The sequence below is a fragment of the Amycolatopsis sp. NBC_01307 genome, assembly GCF_035975215.1.
Lineage (GTDB): Bacteria > Actinomycetota > Actinomycetes > Mycobacteriales > Pseudonocardiaceae > Amycolatopsis.
Genome location: NZ_CP108403.1, coordinates 1661222 through 1681787 on the forward strand (window position 1 = coordinate 1661222; position 20566 = coordinate 1681787).

At 72.8% G+C, this 20566-nt stretch carries 20 protein-coding genes; 12 read left to right on the forward strand and 8 right to left on the reverse strand.

All coding sequences use genetic code 11. The annotated features are described in order from the left end of the window. Window positions 1-32 precede the first annotated feature (32 nt). Window positions 33-992: an ArsR/SmtB family transcription factor gene (locus tag OG439_RS07035; protein WP_326948544.1), complete on the reverse strand. Its 960-nt coding sequence runs from the start codon at window positions 990-992 to the stop codon at window positions 33-35. Window positions 993-1256: 264 nt separating this feature from the next. Here OG439_RS07035 and OG439_RS07040 point away from each other — a divergent pair, with 264 nt between their 5' ends. After that, the gene (locus OG439_RS07040) at window positions 1257-1850 is read left to right on the forward strand and encodes a hypothetical protein (RefSeq protein ID WP_326948545.1); all 594 of its coding nucleotides are present in this window, start codon (window positions 1257-1259) and stop codon (window positions 1848-1850) included. A 69-nt stretch (window positions 1851-1919) separates the two neighbouring features. Beyond that, window positions 1920-2594: a GntR family transcriptional regulator gene (locus OG439_RS07045; RefSeq protein ID WP_326948546.1), complete on the forward strand. Its 675-nt coding sequence runs from the start codon at window positions 1920-1922 to the stop codon at window positions 2592-2594. Here OG439_RS07045 and mftR read toward each other — a convergent pair. Beyond that, a complete protein-coding gene (mftR, locus tag OG439_RS07050) occupies window positions 2580-3209 on the reverse strand; it encodes a mycofactocin system transcriptional regulator (protein ID WP_326948547.1) in 630 nt (209 codons plus the stop codon). The genes OG439_RS07045 and mftR overlap by 15 nt on opposite strands. Window positions 3210-3301: 92 nt before the next feature. Here mftR and mftE point away from each other — a divergent pair, with 92 nt between their 5' ends. From mftE to mftD, 4 genes are all read left to right on the forward strand, one after another. After that, on the forward strand, window positions 3302-3991 hold the full coding sequence (mftE, locus tag OG439_RS07055; protein ID WP_326948548.1) for a mycofactocin biosynthesis peptidyl-dipeptidase MftE: 690 nt from the start codon (window positions 3302-3304) through the stop codon (window positions 3989-3991). Window positions 3992-4052: 61 nt separating this feature from the next. Next, window positions 4053-4838, forward strand: a complete 786-nt coding sequence (locus OG439_RS07060) for a mycofactocin-coupled SDR family oxidoreductase (protein ID WP_326948549.1) — start codon at window positions 4053-4055, stop codon at window positions 4836-4838. Then, a complete protein-coding gene (gene mftF, locus OG439_RS07065; protein WP_326948550.1) occupies window positions 4835-6265 on the forward strand; it encodes a mycofactocin biosynthesis glycosyltransferase MftF in 1431 nt (476 codons plus the stop codon). Before OG439_RS07060 ends, mftF begins: the two co-directional genes overlap by 4 nt. Next, window positions 6262-7437 carry a pre-mycofactocin synthase MftD gene (mftD, locus tag OG439_RS07070; RefSeq protein WP_326948551.1) on the forward strand — a complete coding sequence of 392 codons (1176 nt, stop codon included), beginning with the start codon at window positions 6262-6264 and terminating at the stop codon, window positions 7435-7437. The genes mftF and mftD overlap by 4 nt, the downstream gene beginning before the upstream one ends. On the opposite strand, the gene OG439_RS07075 is transcribed toward mftD, so the two are convergent. After that, window positions 7438-8514, reverse strand: coding sequence for a DUF2235 domain-containing protein (locus tag OG439_RS07075; protein ID WP_326948552.1), 1077 nt, complete (start codon window positions 8512-8514; stop codon window positions 7438-7440). A 154-nt stretch (window positions 8515-8668) separates the two neighbouring features. Between OG439_RS07075 and OG439_RS07080 the strand changes: the two genes are divergently transcribed. After that, on the forward strand, window positions 8669-9466 hold the full coding sequence (locus OG439_RS07080) for an FkbM family methyltransferase (protein WP_326948553.1): 798 nt from the start codon (window positions 8669-8671) through the stop codon (window positions 9464-9466). Here the strand turns inward: OG439_RS07080 and OG439_RS07085 are convergent. From OG439_RS07085 to OG439_RS07100, 4 genes are read right to left on the reverse strand one after another with little or no spacing between them, the layout of a single operon-like run. Next, a complete protein-coding gene (locus OG439_RS07085) occupies window positions 9463-9948 on the reverse strand; it encodes a DUF3592 domain-containing protein (protein WP_326948554.1) in 486 nt (161 codons plus the stop codon). The two genes, OG439_RS07080 and OG439_RS07085, sit on opposite strands and share 4 nt — an antisense overlap. Before the next feature lie 21 nt (window positions 9949-9969). After that, window positions 9970-10527, reverse strand: a complete 558-nt coding sequence (locus tag OG439_RS07090; RefSeq protein ID WP_326948555.1) for a TetR/AcrR family transcriptional regulator — start codon at window positions 10525-10527, stop codon at window positions 9970-9972. 2 nt (window positions 10528-10529) lie between these two features. Then, on the reverse strand, window positions 10530-12014 hold the full coding sequence (locus OG439_RS07095; protein WP_326948556.1) for an MFS transporter: 1485 nt from the start codon (window positions 12012-12014) through the stop codon (window positions 10530-10532). Window positions 12015-12062: 48 nt separating this feature from the next. Then, the gene (locus OG439_RS07100) at window positions 12063-12878 is read right to left on the reverse strand and encodes a class I SAM-dependent methyltransferase (RefSeq protein ID WP_326948557.1); all 816 of its coding nucleotides are present in this window, start codon (window positions 12876-12878) and stop codon (window positions 12063-12065) included. Between the two features lie 122 nt (window positions 12879-13000). Here OG439_RS07100 and OG439_RS07105 point away from each other — a divergent pair, with 122 nt between their 5' ends. After that, window positions 13001-13231, forward strand: coding sequence for a hypothetical protein (locus OG439_RS07105; protein WP_247050471.1), 231 nt, complete (start codon window positions 13001-13003; stop codon window positions 13229-13231). 34 nt (window positions 13232-13265) lie between these two features. Here OG439_RS07105 and OG439_RS07110 read toward each other — a convergent pair whose 3' ends face one another. Then, entirely contained in the window at window positions 13266-14438 is a 1173-nt protein-coding gene (locus OG439_RS07110; protein ID WP_326948558.1) for an ROK family transcriptional regulator, read from the reverse strand. Window positions 14439-14585: 147 nt separating this feature from the next. On the opposite strand from OG439_RS07110, the gene OG439_RS07115 reads away from it, so the two are divergent. From OG439_RS07115 to OG439_RS07130, 4 genes are all read left to right on the forward strand, one after another. Continuing rightward, a complete protein-coding gene (locus OG439_RS07115) occupies window positions 14586-16028 on the forward strand; it encodes an APC family permease (RefSeq protein WP_326948559.1) in 1443 nt (480 codons plus the stop codon). Beyond that, the gene (locus OG439_RS07120) at window positions 16025-18919 is read left to right on the forward strand and encodes a glycosyl hydrolase 2 galactose-binding domain-containing protein (RefSeq protein ID WP_326948560.1); all 2895 of its coding nucleotides are present in this window, start codon (window positions 16025-16027) and stop codon (window positions 18917-18919) included. Before OG439_RS07115 ends, OG439_RS07120 begins: the two co-directional genes overlap by 4 nt. After that, a complete protein-coding gene (locus OG439_RS07125; protein ID WP_326948561.1) occupies window positions 18916-19809 on the forward strand; it encodes an ROK family protein in 894 nt (297 codons plus the stop codon). The genes OG439_RS07120 and OG439_RS07125 overlap by 4 nt, the downstream gene beginning before the upstream one ends. 90 nt (window positions 19810-19899) lie before the next feature. Further along, window positions 19900-20556, forward strand: coding sequence for a DUF6193 family natural product biosynthesis protein (locus OG439_RS07130; RefSeq protein WP_326948562.1), 657 nt, complete (start codon window positions 19900-19902; stop codon window positions 20554-20556). The last annotated feature ends 10 nt before the right edge of the window (window positions 20557-20566 follow it).

The window sequence follows — 20566 nt, forward strand, 5'->3', positions numbered from 1 at the left end:
GGGGAAACGTCGAGGGCAAGGGGCCGGAAGAGTCAGCCGGCCCGGATCACGCCCAGGCCCAGCGGCGTGATCTCGTGGATCTGCGACTTGCCCGCCCGGGTGCTGGTGATCAGCCCGCTCGCCCGCAGGACCGACGCGTGCTGGCTGGCCGTGGCCAGGGCGATGTCCGTCAGCTCCGCCAGCTCGCTCGTGTTGCAGCGGGTGATCGCCACCGTCATGAGGACGCGGGCGCGGGTCCGGCCGAGGAGCGCGGCCAGCGACGGGCCGGGCTCGGCGTCGCTGTCGAGGGTTGTGTGGCCGATCGAGTAGACGAGCACCGGCGGCAGCCCCGGGTCCTTGTACGTCGTCGGCATGCCGTGGGCGAAGAACGTCGGGAGCAGCCGGAGGCCGCGGCCGGCCAGGTGGAGCGTCTGGTCGACCGGGAAGCGGACGTGGAGCACGGGCGGGTTCCACGTGATGTCCGGGTGCAGCGTCGAGAGCAGCAGCTGGGGGCCGCCGCGCTCGAGGCCGGACTGCAGCCGGCGGCGGTCGCGCGCGACGGTGCGGCGGACCGCCGGCCAGTCCGGGGCGAGGCACTGGCGGTAGTAGTCGTGCAGCGCCGTGCCCAGCCGGCGCAGCTCGCGCGGTTCGCCGTCGCCGAGGCGGCGCAGCCACGGCGGGACGCGGGTGCCCTGCGCGGCGAGCTCGGCGACGTCGGCGGCCAGGACCCGCGGCGGGGTTTCGAGCATGGCGGCGATGCCGTCGCCGACCGTGCGGGCGCCGGGCGGGGTGAGGAAGTCCGGGCAGTAGCCGTACGGCGGCACGGCGGCCATGAGCAGCCGCCCGGACTCGGGGACCGCGGAACGTGACCCCCGGCGCCACCGGCCGAAGAACGGCTCACCCTCGGGTCGCCGGATCCGGTAGCTGCTCATCAGCAGCTCCCACATCGGGTCGGCGTCCTCGGCGATGGTCAGCTTCGCCAGGTCCGCGTCCGTGAAGTGAATTTCCAACATGCCGGGCGCACCCCCTTCCCGGCGAGAATAGCGCTGGTCGGACGCGGTTTCCGCCGGGGCGCCCGGCATTCCCGCCGGGCGACGTTTCGGCCGGGCGCGAAACGTTTTCGGGCCCGTTGACCCGCTCGCGCGGCGCTGGCAGGTTCTGCTCGACGGGACGTGCCCGCAGCCGGCTGGGGGAGGGCTGCGGGCACGCCCGGTGACCAGGGGCCGGCGACGCTCGAACAGGCGGTATCCGGATGCCCGCCGTGCGATCCTGGTCGCATGACGCAGCCCGGCGAACCCCCACCGGACAGCGAGGTCGATCCGGCGGCCCGCACCCAGATCCTGCTCGCCGAGTACAACGCGCTCCGGACCGAGACCGAGCGGCGAGCGACGGTCCAGTGGAACGTGTTCGCCCTCCAGCTGGCCTCCGCGGGCGCGATCTCCAGCGTGGCGATCTCGTCCTCGAACTTCGCCCTGCTACTGCTCGTCCCGTTCGCGGCGTACCTGCTCGGCAGCCGGTACATCCTGCACGACTTCCACCTCAAGCTGATCCGCCGCTACGTTCGCGAGTCGCTGGCGCAGCGGCTCGGCGGGCAGGTCCGGTGGGAGTCGTGGCGGACGTCGGCGCTGGCCGCGCCCACGACCCGCGGCTGGTTCAGCGTCACCGGCTGGAACTTCCTGCACCCGACCAGGCTGGCGTTCGAGGGGGTCGGTTTCCTCAGCCTGGCCGCCGGGCTGCTGTCCGCGGGCTACCGCTGGTGGCGGACTTCGGTGCCGTGGCCGTTGACGGTCGGTTTCCTGCTGGGCTGGCTGCTCGGGCTCGCCGCCGTCCTGCTGCTCGGCCGGGCTTTCCGGCGCGCGTCGGACCTGTGAGTGGCCGTCGCGCACGGTTTGCCGGGCCGGCGATGTTAACTTTGGGACAAGCCTGGAGGAAGGACAGCGATGAGCGAACCCGGCCGGGTGGTGCCCGCGCGGCGGCGGGGGCTGGCCGACGAGGTCGCCGACCGGATCCGGGACGCCATCTTCGACGGCGCCTACCCGCCCGGCAGCCAGCTGCGGGAGGTGGAGCTGTCCGCCGCGCTGGGCGTCAGCCGGGGGCCGGTGCGGGAAGCCCTCCTGCGGCTCGAACGGGAGGGCCTGGCGCGCAGCGAGTGGCACCGCGGCGCGACCGTGACGGCCCTGACCGAGCCGGATGTCGCCGAGCTCGACACGCTGCGCGCGGCCCTCGAGCAGCTCGCCGTCGCGCTGGTGATCGAGCGGGCGCCGGCCGAGGGGCTGGCGGCGGTCGACGCGGCCGTCGGGCGGATGGCGCGTGCCGCGGACGAGCACGAGATGGTCCGCTGCGACATCGGCTTCCACGACGCCGTGTACGCCGCCGCCGGGCACCGGCGCCTGCTCGAAGCGTGGGAGGCCATCCGCTCGCAGGTGCACCTGTTCCTGCTGACGCGCGTCGGCGTCGAGGCCGACGGCTACCTCGCGGCGATCCCGGAGGAGCACCGGCAGCTGGCCGCCGCGCTGCGCGCCGGTGACCGCGAGGCCGCGCTGGAGCTGTTCGCCACCCACCGCCGGCACGCGTTCGACATCCTCACCGGCAAGGGCGGCTCAGCCGGCCGGTGACGGCTCGGCCGTGAGCGCCGCGTCCGCGAAGCCCGCGGTCAGCGCCCGGAGCGCCGCGTCCAGGTAGACCGTCAGGTCCGCGTCGGCCCGGGCCGACCAGCGTTCGTAGGCCGCGCGGCACGCCGCCAGCACCGCCCGGCCCACCGCCAGCGGGTACAGCGAGTCCGCGGGCTGGCCGGTCCGCGTGCCGACGTACGCGCTGACCGCGCGTTCCCAGGCGTCGTAGTGGATCGCCGCGCTCGCGGCCAGCTCGGGGACCGAGCTGAGCAGGCTCATCCGCTTGCGCAGCTCGGGGACGTCCTCGGCGCGGTAGTGGTTCGCGGCCAGCACGGCCGCGCGGACGGCGTCCATCACGGGCAGGCCGGCGGGCGCGTCGGCGAGCAGCTTCCGGATCGTCTCGACCTCGGTGTCGAACTCGTTCCACAGGACGTCGGACTTGGCGTCGTAGTACCGGAAGAACGTGCGGCGGCTGACCCCGGCGGTCGCGGCGATCTCGTCGACCGTCGTCTCGTGGAAGCCCCGTTCGGTGAACAGCCGCAGGGCGATGACCTCCAGCTCACGGGCGCTGGTGCCCGGTGGGCGGCCGCGGCGGGCGGCGGGGGTCGGTTCGGTCATCCGTGTGCCGTTCGTTCGTGAGGCTTGTTTCTGACACTGGGTGACATTACTCTGCCTGATATTCGTCACAGGGTGCCGAAAAGAGGTCGATCATGCGGCTCGCGGAACTGTCCTCGCCGGACGTCGCCGAGCGCGCGGCGGCCGGGGCGATCCTGGCCGTGCCGGTCGGCGCGACCGAGCAGCACGGCCCGCACCTGCCGCTGACCACCGACACCGACATCGCCAAGGCCCTGTGCGACGGGCTCGCGGCCGCGCGCCAGGACGTCCTGGTGGCGCCCGCGGTGGCCTACGGCTCCAGCGGCGAGCACGCGGGCTTCGCCGGGACGCTGTCGATCGGCCAGGAGGCGACCGAGCTGCTGCTGGTCGAGCTGGGCCGCTCGGCGGCCGAGACGTTCGGCAGGCTGCTGTTCGTCTCCGCCCACGGCGGCAACGCGGGCCCGGTCGCCCGGGCCGTCGCCCGCCTGCGAGCGGAGTCGCGCGACGTCGAGGTGTTCCAGCCGCGCTGGCCCGGCGATCCGCACGCCGGCCGCCCGGAAACGGCGCTTCAGCTGGCGTTGCGGCCGAGCGGGGTCCGGATGGACCGCGCGGTCGCGGGGGACACGCGGCCACTGGCGGAGGTGCTGCCGCTGCTGCGCGAAGGCGGCGTCCGCGCGGTGACGGCGACCGGGGTGCTGGGCGACCCGACGTCGGCGACGGCGGCGGAAGGCCGGGAGCTGCTGGCGCTGTTGACCGGAGCGTTGGTGTCCCATGTGGACGCTTGGCACCCGGCGGTGGTCGCATGACGGCGCCTGCACCCGGCGCCGGTGTCCCCTGTGGACACCCGACCCGAGGCGTGGTGGCGGCATGACCCCGCGCATCGCCCTCGTCACCGGCGCGGCGCGCGGGATCGGCGCCGCGACCGTCCTTCGGCTGGCCGAGCAGGGTTACGCCGTCCTCGCCGTCGACGTCGCCGCCGACGATCCGGCCCTTCCGTACCCGATGGGCACCGCGGCCGAGCTGGCCGCCGTCGTCGCGAAGGCGGGGGACAACGCCGCGGCCTTCGTCGCCGATGTCCGCGACCCCGGCGCCCTGGCCGCCGCCGTGGCCGAGGCCGAACGTCGCTGGGGCGGGCTCGACGTCGCGATCGCCGCCGCGGGCGTGATCGCCGGGGGAGTGCCGCTCTGGGAAGTCCCGGAGGCGCGGGAAAAGGCTGTTCTCGAGGTCAACCTCAACGGCGTCGTCCATCTCGCCCGGGCCGCCGTGCCCGCGTTGCTGCGTCGGCTCGAACCGCGGGACGGCCGGTTTCTCGCCGTCGCCTCGGCCGCCGCGACCCGCGGCCTGCCGATGCTCGCGGCCTACTGCGCCGCGAAGGCCGGCGTCGCCGGGCTGATCCGCGCGCTCGGTGCCGAGCTGGGCCGCACCGGCGTCACCGCCAACGCCGTCAGCCCCGGCTCGACCGACACCCCGATCCTCGCCGAGAGCGCCCGGCTCTACAACCTGCCCGAGGCGGCCGCGTTCGCCGATCAGCAGCCCGCCGGCCGGCTCCTCGACCCGGCGGAAGTCGCCGCCGTGCTGGCGTTCCTCGCCGGGCCGGACAGCGGCGCGATGACCGGCGCGGTCGTGCCGGTGGACGGAGGCCTGGCCCTATGACGCCCTTGCCACCCGGCTTTCGCATCACGCTGGACCCGGACACCCGCGAACTCGCCGACGGCCTCTGGTTCGGCGGCTCCCCGGCCCGCGTGCTGCGGCTGACCGGGGCCGGACGCAAAGCGTGGCAAGAACTCGGCGACGGCCCGGTCACCTCCGCCGCCACCGGCACGCTCGCCCGCCGCCTCACCGACGCCGGTCTCGCCCATCCCGTGCCGCCGGAGCCTGACGCACCCGCGGACGTCACCGTCGTCGTCCCGGTCCGCGACCGCGCCGAGCTGCTCGGCCGCTGCCTGGCCGGGCTCGACCACAAGCACCCCGTGCTCGTCGTCGACGACGGTTCGGACGACCCCGCCGCCGTCGCGGCCGTGGCCGCCGCGCACGGCGCGAAGCTCGTGCGCCGCGACGTCAACGGCGGCCCGGGCGCCGCGCGCAACACCGCGCTGGACCACGTCGGCACCGAGCTGATCGCCTTCCTGGACAGCGACTGCGTCCCGGCCGACGGCTGGGCCGACCGCCTCGCGACCCACTTCGCCGACCCGCTGCTCGCCGCCGTCGCACCCCGCGTCCGCGCGCTGGCGCCCGACAGCTGGGCCGGCCGCTACACCCGCGCCGCGGGCAGCCTCGACCTCGGCGACCGGCCCGCGCGGGTCGCGCCGGGCACGCGCGTGTCGTACGTGCCGACCGCCGCGCTTGTGGTCCGGCGTAGTGCGTTGACGTCGGTCGCGGTCGACGGCGCGGTCTTCGATCCGGCGCTGCGCGTCGGCGAGGACGTCGACCTCGTCTGGCGCCTGCACGAGGCCGGCTTCCGCGTCCGCTACGCCCCGGACGTCGCCGTCGACCACCACGAACCGGAGACCTGGCGCGACCTGCTGGGCCGCCGGGCCCGCTACGGCACGTCCGCCGCACCGCTCGCGCTGCGGCACCCGAAAGCGCTGGCGCCCTTGGCTTTGCACCCCTGGCCCGCGCTGACCGTCGGCGCGTTGCTGGCCCGCCGGCCGGCGCTCGCGGCGCTTGCGTTCGGCGGCTCGGTGGGCAGCATGGTCCGGCTCCTGCGCACCCACGACGTCCCGGACGCCGGGGTCGTGCGCGCGATGGCCACCGCCGTCCGGCAGACCTGGCTCGGGTGTGGCCGCTACGGCACCCAGTTCGCGGCCCCGCTCCTCGCCGCGCTGCTGGTCCCCGGCGGGCGGCGGCGCTGGAGCCGCCGCGCCGCCGTCGCTTCGCTGCTGCTGGGCCCCCCGCTGACCGCGTGGGCGCAGCGGCGGCCGGAGCTCGATCCCGTCCGCTACACCGCGGCCGCGATCGCCGACGACATCGCGTACGGCGCCGGCGTCTGGGCCGGTTGCCTGGCGCAGCGCACCACGGTGCCGGTCCGCCCGGCCGTCGTGCGGCGCCCGCTGAAGATCGACCCGAAGGGAACACGATGACCTGGTTCGAGTCCGTCGCCGAAGCCCAGCGACGCGCGAAGAAGCGTCTCCCCGGTTCCGTCTACTCCGCCCTGATCGCCGGTTCCGAAAGGGGCCTGACGCTGGCCGACAACCTCGGCGCGTTCGACGAGCTGCGGTTCGCGCCGCGCACCGCCGGGCACTACGGCGAGCGCGACCTGAGCACGCACGTGCTCGGCCGCGACGTCGCGCTGCCGGTGCTGATCTCCCCGACCGGGGTGCAGGCGGTGCACCCGGACGGCGAAGTGGCCGTGGCCCGCGCCGCCGCCGCGCGGGGGACGTCCATCGGGCTCAGCTCGTTCGGCAGCAAGCCGATCGAAGAGGTTGTCGCGGCCAACCCGAACACCTACTTCCAGGTCTACTGGACCGGCACCCGCGAGGACATCCAGCGCCGTCTCGAGCGCGCCCGCGCGGCCGGGGCCGTCGGCATCATCCTGACCCTGGACTGGTCGTTCTCGCACAGCCGCGACTGGGGCAGCCCGCACATCCCGGAACGGCTCACCTTCCGCGAACTGCTGCGGTTCGCGCCGGAAGGCCTGACGCACCCGCGGTGGCTGCTCGACTACGTGCGCACCCGCGCGCTGCCGGACCTCGGCGTGCCGAACATGGCCCAGCCGGGCGAGCCGTCGCCGACGTTCTTCGGCGCGTACGGCCAGTGGATGCAGACGCCGCCGCCGTCGTGGGAGGACGTCGCCTGGCTGCGCTCGCAGTGGGACGGCCCGTTCCTGCTCAAGGGCGTCATCCGGGTCGACGAGGCCCGCCGCGCGGTGGACGCGGGCGTCAGCGCGATCTCGGTGTCCAACCACGGCGGCAACAACCTCGACGGCACCCCGGCGACTATCCGCGCGCTCCCGGCGATCGCCGAGGCGGTCGGCGACCGGGTGGAAATCCTGCTGGACGGCGGAATCCGCCGCGGCAGCGACGTCGTGAAGGCCCTGGCTCTGGGCGCTCGCGCGGTGCTGATCGGCCGCGCGTACCTGTGGGGCCTGGCCGCGGACGGGCAAGCGGGCGTCGAGAACGTTCTCGACGTGCTGCGGGGCGGCATCGACTCGACGCTGCTGGCGCTGGGCAAGCGGAGCGTGCACGACCTCACCCGGTCGGACGTGCTGGTGCCCACGGGATTCGAGGCCGACCTCGGCGTCGCCGTCGGCTGATCACCCGACGTCGGTCTCGGGGACTGCCTTGGCGAGTTCGTCGAACCCGGGCGGGCAGTACGCGGCGCCGGCGTCGTGCCGCCGCCGGACCGCGCTCGACGCGACGGACATGGCGACGGCTTCGCGGAGGTCGAGGCGAAGCCGCGCCAGGGGCCGCTGCAGGCGGTAGATCCCCTTGCGCGACTCGTGGATCTCGCCGAGGGGGTTCGCGTGCACCGCGGGGAGGTTCTCGACGCCCCACCCGGCTTCGGTCGTGAACGCGCCGTTCCGCAGGCCCAGGCCGTGCTCCGCCGCGCGGCCCGCCAGCCACCGGAGGGCGATGTCGGCCAGGGACGAGTCCGGGTAGCCGCCGCCGACGTCGCTGTGCACCCCGGAGAACCAGACCTGCTCGACCACCTGGTCGCCGGCGTCGTCGTGCCGCGTCCACAGGGCCGGCCGGAAGGCCTTGCGCCGCTCGTCGATCGCGACGGCGTGCATCGCGACGTCGACCCGGCTGCTCAGCTCGGTGTCGTGGAAGGCGAACCGCCGGTTGATCCGGTCCATCAGGAACTTCGGCCCGATCGTGGGGATCCCGAGCGCGCCCACGGTGTCCCAGACGCCGATGAACCGGATCCGGGTGTCTTCGTGGCTGTAGGACCGCCGGAACAGCTCCGACTCGATGTCCCGCGGCTTGATCGACCGCGCGCGGTACAACGCGTACGCGTCGTCGAGCCGCTCGACGGCGGCCGGCTTGAGCACTCCGGCGTTCCGGATCAGCCCGGCGACGCTGCGCGCGGTGTAGGCGCCGCGGCTGAAGCCGAACAGGAAGATCTCGTCGTCCGGCTCGTAGTTCTCCACGACGAACCGGTACGCGCGGAGCACGTCGTGGGCCACGCCGACCCCGAACGCGCCGCCGCGCAGCCGCGCCCGGCCGTAGGACCCGACACCGCGGTGGTAGTACAGGCGCTGGGGGACGCCGTCGAACTCGCCGGCGACGGCCAGGGCCAGCTTCGTGACGTTCGTGGGGGACGGCGTTCCGCCGGAAGTCTGGTCCGGTGTGTTCCACGTGCCGTCGCAGCAGATCACGAGACGTTTCATGGCACCCCTCTCCGGAGCTTCCCCCAACGGGTCGCAGGAGCGAAGGCCTGGTTACGCGGAATCGGACACGTCACCCGGATGGCGTAGCCGCGGCCGGCCGTTCCCGACGTCCGGGTCTGGACCACCGGCCCCCGGGACTGGTAATCCTTCGCGGATGACGATGGACGCGATCGCCCTGCACAGCATCAACCCGTGGGAAGTGTCGTTCCTGCGCGAAGAGGTGGCCGGCTACTTCGCCCACGGCATCGAGTTCGCACCCGGCGCCACGGTCCTCGACGTCGGCGCGAACGTCGGCGTCTTCTCGGCGGCCGTCTACGAGCGGCTGGACGGCGACGTGCGGATCTTCGCCTTCGAGCCGTTGCCGCCGCTCTACGAGACGCTGGAGCGCAACGCCCGCGAGTTCTTCGGCGGCCGGCTGACCGCGCTGCCGTTCGGGTTGTCCTCGGCGGAGGACGAGCTGGACTTCAGCTACTTCCCGGCCGCGACGATCTTCTCGTCTTCCTTGCGGGACGCGGGAAACGTCGAAGCCGAGCGCAAGCGCGTCACGGCCAGCATCGTCGAGATGATCCGCCGGGGCGGCCTGGGTGCCACGGCCCGCCGCGTCCCGGCGCCGGTGCTGCGGGGAATCGTCGGCCGCAAGCTCCGGGTGATGCGGGAACTGGAGACGCACCGGGTCCGCGTCCGGCCGCTGTCGCCGGTACTGGACGAGCAGGCCATCGACCGCATCGACCTGCTGAAGGTGGACGTCGAGGGCGCGGAGCTGGACGTGTTGCACGGCATCGAGGACCGGCACTGGCCGTTGGTCCGGCAGGCGGTGGTGGAGGTCGAAGGCTGGCGGCGCAACCGGGACACGATCCGGGAGGTGTTCGCGGGCAAGGGTTTCACGGTCAGCGCGGAGCAGGACCCGGTGCAGGAAGCCGCGGACATCGGCATGGTGTTCGCGGTTCGCTAGCCGCGCCGCCGGCGGAGGAGCGCGAAGGTCACGATCGACGCCGCCGCCAGTACCGCCGACAGGGCGGCCAGGAAGATCGTGGCGCCGGTGAAGGCCAGGGGGTCCCGGACGTCCCAGAGCGTGGCGTCCGGGCGTTCGGGGTCGTAGCCGACGCGGAGCCGGTCGCCCGTCGCCAGGCCCGGGTCGCGCGGGAAGTCCTTGAGCCGGGCGGTGATCTCCCGGCCGTCCGCGGTGGTGAACCGGACGTCGACGTTGTAGCTGGACTTCGTCGGCACGACCGCCGTGACCGTGGCCGGCGCTTCCTGGCCCGACGCCCGCAACCGGCTCTCGGTCCGCTGCACGGCGACGGCCCCGAGCGCGACGGCGACGGCGAGCACGAGCCCGGGGACGAGGATCCAGCCGGCGGCCCGGCGCGGCCGGGCCGGGGCGGGTTCGCGACGCCGTCGCACCCAGGCGACGGGGACCGGCTCGGGTTCGCTCATGTGTCCAGTATGGACGAAGGATCACGCTTCGCGGGTCAGGTCCAGCAGTTGCCGTTCCAGCCGCCGGGCGGCGGGCACGTCGATGCCGACGCCCCACAGCGGCGCCGTGCTCGCGCCGTCCGCCGCCGCGACGACCAGCGTCACCACGTCGGGCGGCAGGCCGTCCGCGTGCAGGTCCGCGTCCCACCGCTCGGCGTCCGCGCGGGCCAGCTCGGCGACCTCGGGCATCGAGATCAGCTGGGCGATCAGCGCGATGTTCTCCCGGATCGCGACCTCGTCCTGGGACGTGTCCAGCGACGCCCGGACGTACGCGCGGGTCAGCCGGCCCGGCGCGGTGTCCGCCGGGTCCAGCGCGGCGGACACCTCCGCCCGGAACGCGTCGAGGAGGTCCTGGGCGAGCGCGCGCACCAGGGCGTCCTTGGCCGGGAAGTGGTACAGCAGCCCGCCTTTCGAGACCCCCGCCTGCCGGGCGATGTCGTCCAGCGACGCGGAGACCCCGCGGGCGCGGATCGTCTTCCCGGCCGCGTCGAGCAGGGCCCGGCGCGTTTCCTCGGGGCTGCGCCCGGCTTTGCGAGGCATCGTCAGTCCTTTCCGGACGGGATCGTACGCCAGGCGATCAGCGCGGCGACGGCGGTGACGACGGCCGCCGCGACCGACGTCACCTGCATGGCGCCGGTGAACGCCTGGCGGGCGCTCTCGGCCACCGGCGACGCCGGGTCGAGCACGGTCACCGCGGCCGCCAGCGACTCCCGGACCTCGGGCGCCACCGCCGGCGGCAGCAGGCCGCGGTAGACGAGCGTCACGAGCGAGCCGAGGAGCGCGATGCCCAGCGCCGCACCCAGTTCGTACGCGGTTTCGGAGATCGCCGACGCCGAGCCCGCCTTGTCCCGCGGGACGGCCGACAGCACCGAGTCCACGGTCAGCGTCAGCGCCAGCCCGACGCCGAGGCCGACCGGCACCAGCGTCAGGCCCAGCCAGATGTACTGCGGCGCCTGCTCGGTGACGGCGACCAGCAGCAGCCCCACGGCCGTGACGGCCAGGCTGACGGCGACCGCGCGGCCCCGGCCGAGCCGCGTGACGACCACGCCGACGGCGGCCACGACCACGATCGAGGCCAGCGTCGCGGGCATCTCCGCGAGCCCGGCCTGCAGCGGGCTGAACCCGCGGACCAGCTGCAGGTACTGCGAGAAGAAGAACAGCAGGCCCATCAGCGCGAAGACCGCGACGAAGTTCGCCACCACCGCGCCGCTGAAGGCGCCGTTGCGGAACAGCGTCACGTCGATCAGCGGGTCGGCCACCCGGCGCTGGCGGCGCACGAACAGGACGCCCGAGACCAGCCCGATCACGGCCGTCAGCACGACCTGCGCGTCGACGCCGGAACCGATGGTGTGCTTGACCGCGTAGACCAGCGGCACGATCGCGGCCATCGACAACGCGGCCGAGAGCAGGTCGAAGCGGCCCGGGTTCGGGTCACGCGACTCCGGCAGCAGCCACGCGCCGGCGATGAGGAAGACGACGACGATCGGCACGTTGATCAGGAACACCGAGCCCCACCAGTAGTGCTCCAGCAGCACGCCGCCGACGAGCGGGCCGAGCGCGATGCCACCACCGGAGCCCGCCGACCAGATCGCGATGGCGCGGGTGCGCTCGCGGGCGTCGGTGAACAGGGTGCGGATGATCGACAGCGTCGACGGCATGATCGTCGCCGCCGCGATCCCGAGCAGCAGCCGCGCCGCGACGAGCACGCCCGCAGTGGGGGAGAAGGCGGCCAGCGTGGACGCCACCCCGAACGCCGCGGTGCCGATGAGCAGCACCTTCTTGCGGCCGAACCGGTCGGCGAGGTTGCCCGCGGTGACGAGCAGGCCGGCCAGCGCGAGCGAGTAGACGTCGCCGATCCAGAGGATCTCGGTGGCGCTGGGGGAGAGCTCGCGGGTCAGCGACGGCACGGCGAGGTAGAGCACCGTGCCGTCGACGGCGAGCAGCAGCACGGCGCCGACCAGCACGCTCAGCGCGGCCCAGCGGCGGCGGTGGCTCAACGGTGCGGAGGTGGGCGCGTACGTGGTCATGCCAGTTACTGTACCGGCTGGACGGTACAGTGAGCCAGGTCAGACCGGTCACACCACGCCGGGCTTGGACAGGAAGAAGTACGCGTAGTGCCGGTCGAGCGCGTTGTGCGGCACCAGCTGGACGGTCTCGGGCTTGAGCCCGCACCGCTCGGCGAGCTCCCAGAACGCCGCGATCGGGTAGGTCGTCATCTCCGCGAGCCCCGAGCGGTAGTTCCGCCGCCGCGGCCGGGTCCGCCAGCTGCCCGGGTCGTACTTGATCTGGATCAGCGCCAGGCCGCCGGGCGCGAGCAGCCGGGCCGCGATGCGCAGCAGGCGCTCGCCGTACTCGGGCGTGGGGATCAGCTCGAAGACGTAGAAGCTCAGGAAGACGTCACACGGCTCGGTGATCTGCCGCAGCGCCGCCTCCGGCTCGTCGACGTCGATCGAGACCGGCGTGAACGGCGTCGCGCACGCGTCGGCGACCTCGCGCTCGCACTCCTTCAGCGTCTCATCGGAGATGTCGACGCCGATGTAGTGCTCGGCACGCGGGGCGAACGCGACGGCGTTGGCGCCGCCACCGCAGCCCCAGTCGACGATCCGGTCCCACGACCGGGTGAAGCCGGTCATCCGGGCGCCGCGTTCGAACAGCTCCAGGTGGTCGCGGCCGATCGCCGACCAGAGGTCGTTCTCCTGGAAGACCGGGGCGTCGCGCCAGTGGGAGTTCGCGCGCCACCGGTCGCCGGCGGGCTGGTGCCAGTAGTCCTGGGCGTCGGCCGCGATCCGGCGCTGCGACTGCGTGGCGCCGAGGGTCGCCAGGGACCGGTGGACGAGTTCTTCGGTGTGCCGGGCGAGTCGTTTCGCCTGGTCAAGTGGGGTCGTGCGCATGATCGAGTCTGCGTCGCGGCGGCGGCCGCCGCGATCGGCCGGACGGCCTGATCATTCCGGGCCGGATGGCCCTACCGCGGCGCGCGGCGCGGGTACGCTGGAACCAGCGGAAGGAGGCGGACGTGACGCAGGAGGAGCTGATCGTCGAGTTCGCCTTGACGCGCCTCGACCACCCGGACCTCGACCTCGAGGAGCTGGCCGCGCTCGTGGTGCGGCGCGGCGGCCCGGAGCGCGAGCTGGAGTTCGCGTCCCGGAACCTGGCCGATCGCGGCGAGCTGCGCGGGGCCGCGTTCCCGGCGGCGGTCGAGCACGTGCTGCGCGTGGTGCTGACCCTGCGCGGCCGCTCGGACTGACGCCGGTCCGAAGTGGACGCCCGGCTGTGCGACCCTAGGCCTCGCCCGCCGCGCGCCGCAGGCCTCGCCGGTCGAACACCAGGTCCCGGGCCGTGCCCAGCGCCGTCGCGATCGCGCCCGCCAGTACCGCGTCCTCGCCCAGCTGACCGGCCACGATCTCCGGGACCACCGGGATCGTCGCGGCCAGTGACCGCCGCATCGGTTCCGCGAGCAGGTCGGCGTTGCCGCCGATGCCGCCGCCCAGCACGATCAGGCGCGGGTCCAGCACCGCCGTCACCGCCGAAACCACGTACGCGAGCTTCTCCGCCTCGTCCTCGACCACCCGCACGGCGCGCTCGTCGCCCGCGCGGGCCAGCCGGAAGACGTCCTTCGCCGACCGCGCCTTCGTGAGCCCGTGCTCGTGGGCCGCGTCGACCACGGCCTGGCCCGCCGCCGCGGACTCCACCGGGCCGGGACGGCCGGCGTCGGCGCCGGTGGGCAGCGGACCGAACGGCAGGTCGGCGATTTCGCCCGCCGCGCCGTTCGCGCCGCGGAACAGCTTGCCGTCCACCAGCAGCCCCATCCCGATGCCGGTGCCGACGGTCAGGCACACCAGCACGTCGACGCCGAGCGCGGCCCCGAGCGCGTGCTCGCCGACCGCGCACAGGTTCGCGTCGTTCTCGACGACGACGTCCGAGCCCGCCCCGGCCAGCCCGGCGACGAGCTCGTGCAGCAGCCCGCGCCGCTCCCAGCCCGGCAGGTTGGGCGCGCGGTGCACCGTCCCGGTGGCCGGGTCCGGGACGCCGGGGGTGCCGACGACGGTCGAGACGACCTCGTGCGGGTCCAGCCCGGCCGACGCGACGGCGCGTTCGACGGCTTCGCTCACCGTGCGCACCAGGGCGCTCGCCGAGCGGCACCGGTTGGGCTCGTCGAGCCGCGCGACGATGCTGCCGTCGAGGTCCGCGACGGCGACGCGGATGACGCGCCGCCCGATGTCGACGCCGACGACGTGGCCCGCGTCCGGCGCGGCCTGGTAGACGACGGCCGCCCGCCCGGGGCCGGCCAGGCTGCGCCCCGTCGCCCGGACCAGGCCGTGTTGTTCGAGGTCGAGCAGGGCTTGCCCCACGGTCGGTTTCGACAGCCCGGTGTCGGCCGCGATCTGCGGTCGCGTCGCTTCCCCGTGCGCGCGAAGCCTTTCCAGCACAAGACGCTGGTTCAGCGCCCGCATGCTGGCCGGAGTCCCCACCTGCGGCCCGTTTTGGCCCACCAAGTCCCCATCTCCTGTCTGCGTTGCCGCAAGTTTACCCACGGACCTCTTTCGACCCCGCACGTTTTATGTTAAGAAACTTTACTAACTATCGGACGGAGGCACGTCGTGAGTTCACCCACTCGTTCAGGGGACTCCGGGGCCGCGGTTTCCCCGCAGCCCGCCCTCGAACGCAAGATCGGCCCGCTGCAGGCCACCGCGATCAACATGACCCAGATGTGCGGTATCGGCCCGTTCGTCACGATCCCCGCCATGGTCGCGACGATGGGCGGCCCGCAGGCGATGTTCGGCTGGGTCATCGGGGCGATCGTCGCACTGGCCGACGGGCTCATCTGGGCCGAACTCGGCGCTTCGATGCCGGGCGCCGGTGGCACCTACATCTACCTGCGCGAAGCGTTCCAGTACCGCACCGGGCGGCTGATGCCGTTCCTGTTCGTCTGGAGCGCGGTGCTGTTCATCCCGCTGATCATGTCGACCGGCATCATCGGGCTGGTCCAGTACCTCGGCTACCTGATCCCGGGCGTCACCGACGACGGCGGGGTCACCGCGCTGGGCAAGATCATCGGCATCGGCGTCACGCTGCTCATCGTGCTGGCGCTGTTCCGCAAGATCGGCCAGATCGGCAAGCTGACCACGGTGTTGTTCGTGGTCATGCTGATCGCGGTGCTCACCACGATCGTCGCGGCCGCGACGCACTTCAGCGCTTCGCAGGCGTTCGCGTTCACGCCGGGCGCGTTCAGCTCCGCCGGCGACGGCACGTTCTGGGGCGGCCTCGGCGCCGGCCTGATCATCGCGATCTACGACTACCTCGGCTACAACACCAGCGCCTACCTCGGCGGCGAGGTCCGCACGCCGGGCCGGACGCTCCCGCGGTCGATCATCTTCTCGATCGTGGGCATCATGGCCCTGTACTTCCTGCTCCAGGTCGGCGTGCTCGGCTCGATCCCGCTGGAGGAGCTGAAGAACGCGACGTCGGTCGCCTCCACCGTGCTCGAACAGGCCTGGGGCACCACCACGGCGAAGATCGTGACCGTCTTCATCGTGATCGCGGCCGTCGGCTCGGTGTTCGCCGGCCTGCTCGGCGGCTCGCGCGTGCCGTTCGAAGCCGCGCGCGACAAGGTGTTCCTGTCGGTCTTCGCCAAGCTGCACCCGAAGCTCAACCTGCCGACCGCGGGCGTGCTCACGATGGGCGCCATCACGATCGTCGGCTCGCTGTTCACCCTGACCGACGTGATCAACGCGGCGGTCGCGACCCTGGTGATCATCCAGTCGCTGGCCCAGGTCGCCGCGATCGTCGTGCTGCGCCGCCGGCAGCCGGACCTCAAGCGGCCGTACCGCCAGTGGCTCTACCCGTTCCCGACGATCCTCGCGCTCGTCGGCTGGGTCTACATCTACATCTCCGCGACCTGGCTCTCGATCGGGCTGTCGGTGGGCTGGCTCGTCCTCGGCGGGATCGCCTACCTGATCTACGCGAAGACCGAGAAGACGTGGCCGTTCGGGCCCAAGGAGATCAAGGAAGCGTTCGCCGACACCGAAGGGGCTCACGCATGACGAAGTCGCCCAAGGCCAGGATCGCCGCCGTCACGGCGTTGCTCCTGGTGCCCGGGGTGCTGAGCGTGGCCGCGCCGGCCTCCGCTCAAGAACCCGCTCAGCAGGAAACGTCCAGGCCGCACGGCTTGAGCACGCTCGGCGCGCAGGGCTGGCAGGTGCTGACCACCGCGAGCGTCAAGGACGGCGGGGACAAGGTCTCCACGCCCGGGTACGCCACCCGCGGCTGGCTGCCGGTGAAGCCCGACGACGCCGGCGCGCCCGGCACCGAGATCAACGCGCTGGTGCAGAACGGCAAGTGCCCGGACGTGTTCGTCTCGGACAACATGCGCAAGTGCTTCGGGTACGTCACCTCGGTCGGCCCCGTCGTCACCAAGCCGTTCTCCGACCCGTGGTGGTACCGCACCGACTTCACCCCGGACTTCCACGCCGGCCAGAGCGCGAAGCTGACCATCCCGGGCATCGTCGGCGAGGGCGACGTCTGGGTGAACGGCAAGCTGGTGGCGTCGAAGGACATCGTGAGCGGCGCGTACGCCGGGCACACCTTCGACGTCTCGAAGCTGGTGAAGCCGGGCAAGAACACCCTGGCGATCAAGGTCTACCCGAACGACCCGTCGAAGATGTACACCCTCGACCAGGTCGACTGGGGCCAGATCCCGCCGGACAACAACACCGGCATCCAGTTCCCGCCGACCCTGCAGGTGTCCGACGCGCTCACCGGCGACAACGCCCACGTCGTGCAGGACAACGCGGCCGACCTGTCCAGCTCCTCGCTGACGGTGAAGGTCGACGTCACCAACAACGCGGCGACCGCGCAGACCGGGGACGTCGCCGCGACGATCACCCCGCCCTCGGGCGCGCCGATCGTCGTCAAGCAGCGCGCGACGATCCCGGCGAACACCAAGCGGACCGTGACGTTCGCGCCGGTGAAGATCAGCAAGCTGCGCGTGTGGTGGCCCTACTCGATGGGCGACCAGCCGCTGTACACGCTGACCACCGCGGTCTCGCAGAACGGGACGCTGTCGACGTCGTCGAAGAGCACCTTCGGCATCCGCACGGTGACCTCGCGGCTGGTCGGGAAGTCGGTGCCGCTGCCCGAGGGCGCGCGCCAGTTCTCCGTCAACGGCAAGGACTTCGTGTTCCGCGGCGGCGGCTTCGCGCCGGACCTGTTCCTGCGCTACGACAAGGCCGACACCGCCCACCAGATCGCGCTGATCAAGAACATGGGCCTGTCCGGCGTCCGGCTCGAGGGCCACGACATGCCGCAGGACTTCTACGACCAGGCCGACCGCGCCGGGCTGCTCGTGATCGGCGGGTTCATCTGCTGTGACGCCTGGCAGCCCGAGGACGCCTCGACGCTGACCGAGCGCGACTACCGGATCATGCACGACTCGGCCTACACCATCGGGCAGATGGAGCGGAGCCACCCGAGCGTCTTCAACTACGGCTGGAGCGACAACGAGCCGGTGCCGCGCCAGGAGAGCGAGACGCTCAAGGCGTTCAAGGAAGCCGACTTCCAGGTGCCGGTGATCGCCTCGGCGGAGTACAAGAGCACACCGACGCTGGGCAACTCGGGGGAGAAGGAGGGCCCGTACGACTGGGTCCCGCCGTCCTACTGGTACGACACGTCGCACTTCGACGCGGACGACTCCTCGCGGACCAACGCGGGCGGCTCGTGGGGCTTCGCGAGCGAGCAGAGCGCCGGGCACACCGTGCCGACGCTCGACTCGATCAAGCGGTTCCTCTCGCCGACCGAGCAGGCGAAGCTGTGGCAGGACCCGGCGTACAACCAGTACCACGCCAACTTCGAGCCCGACCACGGCGGTTACGCGTTCGGCACGCTGTACACGCTGGACCAGTCGATCACCCAGCGGTACGGCAAGTGGAACTCGCTCAAGTCCTATGTGGACCTCGCGAACATCGCGAACTACGAGAACGCCCGCTCGCAGTTCGAGTCCTTCCTGCACCACTCGACGGACAAGAACAACCCGGCGACGGGCGTCGTCTACTGGCAGCTGAACAAGGGCTGGCCGACGCTGCTGTGGTCGCTCTACAACGACGACGGCGACCAGGCCGGCGCGTTCTTCGGCGCCAAGAAGGCCAACAAGCCGCTGCACGCGATCTACGGCTACGACAACGGGTCCGTCACCCTGGACAACCTGGGCGCCGGTACGCAGAACGGCCTTTCGGTGCAGGCCCGCGTGCTGGACACCGCGGGCAAGGTGCTGGACGACCAGACGGCGTCCGGGCTCTCGCTGGGTTCGCAGGGCGTCAAGACCGGCGTCCTCAAGCCGAAGGTGCCCGCCGAGACGAAGGCGCCGGCTCCCGCGAAGGTGTATTTCGTCGAGCTGCAGGTGAAGCAGGGCGGGAAGGTCGTCGACCGGAACGTCTACTGGCTCTCCACGCAGAAGGACGTCGTCGACTGGGGCAAGACGCTCGGCAACCCGCAGGCCACGCTGTCGCAGTACAGCAACCTGCAGGCGCTGCAGGACCTGCCGAAGTCGCAGGTCAGCGCCGTCGCCTCGACGAAGCCGGGACGCGGGCCGGACGGCGACGACACCGTCACCACGGTCACCGTCACCAACACGTCGAAGACCCCGGCGGTCGGCTTCTTCCTGCGGGCCGACGTCCGCCGCGGCACGCCGGACGGGCACGAGGCGGGCGGTGACAACCAGCTCGCGGCCGCGACCTGGGACGACAACGACATCACGCTGTGGCCGGGCCAGTCGCAGACGCTGACCGTCACCTACAAGGCGTCGGACCTGCGTGGCGCCGCGCCGGTGATCAGCGTCGACGGGTTCAACACCGGCCGGATCGTGGTGGGGGCGGCCGGCGGGCACGGCCACCACGGGGACGCGGCGGTGCCGCCGCAGATCGAGGGGACCAGGGAGTGAGTGACAACCGGATTCTCGGGATCGACTTCGGCGGCACGAAAGTGGCGCTGGGGCTCGCCGACGACGACGGGAACCTGCTGGCCACCTGCCGGCTGGACACCGACGCGCAGGCGGGAGCCGACCAGGTGGTCGTGCGGGCGCTCGCCGGGGCTCGTTCGCTCCTGACCGAGGCGGGCGCAGTGCCCGCCGCGATCGGCGTCGTCAGTCCGGGGATCGTGCTGCCGGATCGGATCCTGCTCGCGCCGAACGTGCCGGGCTGGGAGCAGCTGCACCTGGCGGAGCTGGTGGCGGCGGAGTTCCCGGACGTGCCGATCTCGGTCGGGACCGACGCGAAGGCGGCGGCACTCGCGGAATGGCGGTGGGGCGCGCTGGCCGGGACCGATCCGGCCGTGTTCCTCTCGCTGGGCACCGGTATCGCCGCGGCGGTACTGGTCGGCGGCCGGTTGCTGACCGGCGCCAACGGAGCTGCGGGTGAGATCGGGTACAACTTGCTCTCACCGCAGGACACCGAGGGTTTCGCCAGCGGAGCGGCGCCGCTGGAGGAAGCCGTCGGTGGGCGTGGGCTGGGCGGCCGGGCGAGCAGTCTGCTCGGCCGCCCGGTCACCGCGGGCGAGCTGTTCGCCCTCGCCAAGGAGAACGCCGAGGCCAAGGAACTGGTGACCGCGGCGCTCGACGAGCTGTCGATGCACGTGGCGAACCTCGCGCTGGCCCTGGACCCCCAGCGCATCGCGGTGGGCGGGGGCCTGGTCCGCTCGGCGGACGTGCTGCTGCCGGCACTGGCGTCCCGCTTGGCGCACGCGGTCCCGTTCCCCCCGGAACTGGTGGCGGCGCGTTTCGACCAGGACGCGGCACTGCTGGGCGCGATCGCCCTGGCCCTGGGGGATCAGTAACGACCGGGTGGCGTGCCGGTGCCCCGACCCGGCACGCCACCCGGTATCACTCGTCGCCTCCGTCGGGGTGCCGTGGGTACCTTGGGTGACATGGGGGAAGCACCGTTTCAGGAACTCGCCGATGCCGGTGGCCTCGAGGCCGTGCTGCGGGCCGCGTGTCCCGGCTGCGACATCGAGATGAGCGACGCTCCGGGAGCCTTCGGCGGCTTCACGGCAAAGGTGAGCAAGGGTGACCGCGCCGTCCACGTCATCCCAGTCGCCTACCGGCGGTTGTTTCGCGTCCGGCACCAGGTTCGGGGGCAGGACCTGAGCCGGCTGTCCACGACCCGACTGGCGGAGGTCACCGGCGCCACCGCGGTCTGGCTCTCTGGCGCCACCGCGCGTGAGCTGGCCGCCGCGTGGCCGTTCGCCGACTTCGTCGCCGTCGCCGACGCGTACGAGAGCGGTGACCCGATCGAACTCAAGTGGCAGCTGTACCGCGCGCACGACCAGGACGGCCTGGGCGGGTTCGTCGAGGCGGCGATGCGGGAGCCGAGGTTGCGGCGGATGTACCCGGTCAAGTCGGTGGACACGATGTCGTTCCAGCCGACCACAGCGTGGTCCCGGTCGCCCGGCCCGTGGGTGCGCCCGGCCGGCGGCGGCCGGTTCGAGATCGTCGAGCCCCGGGGTGAGGATCCCGCCGTCACCTACGACGCCGCGGAGGCGGTCCGGGTGTGCGTGGCCGCGCTGGACTGTGACAAGCGCTGAGCGCCGTCGT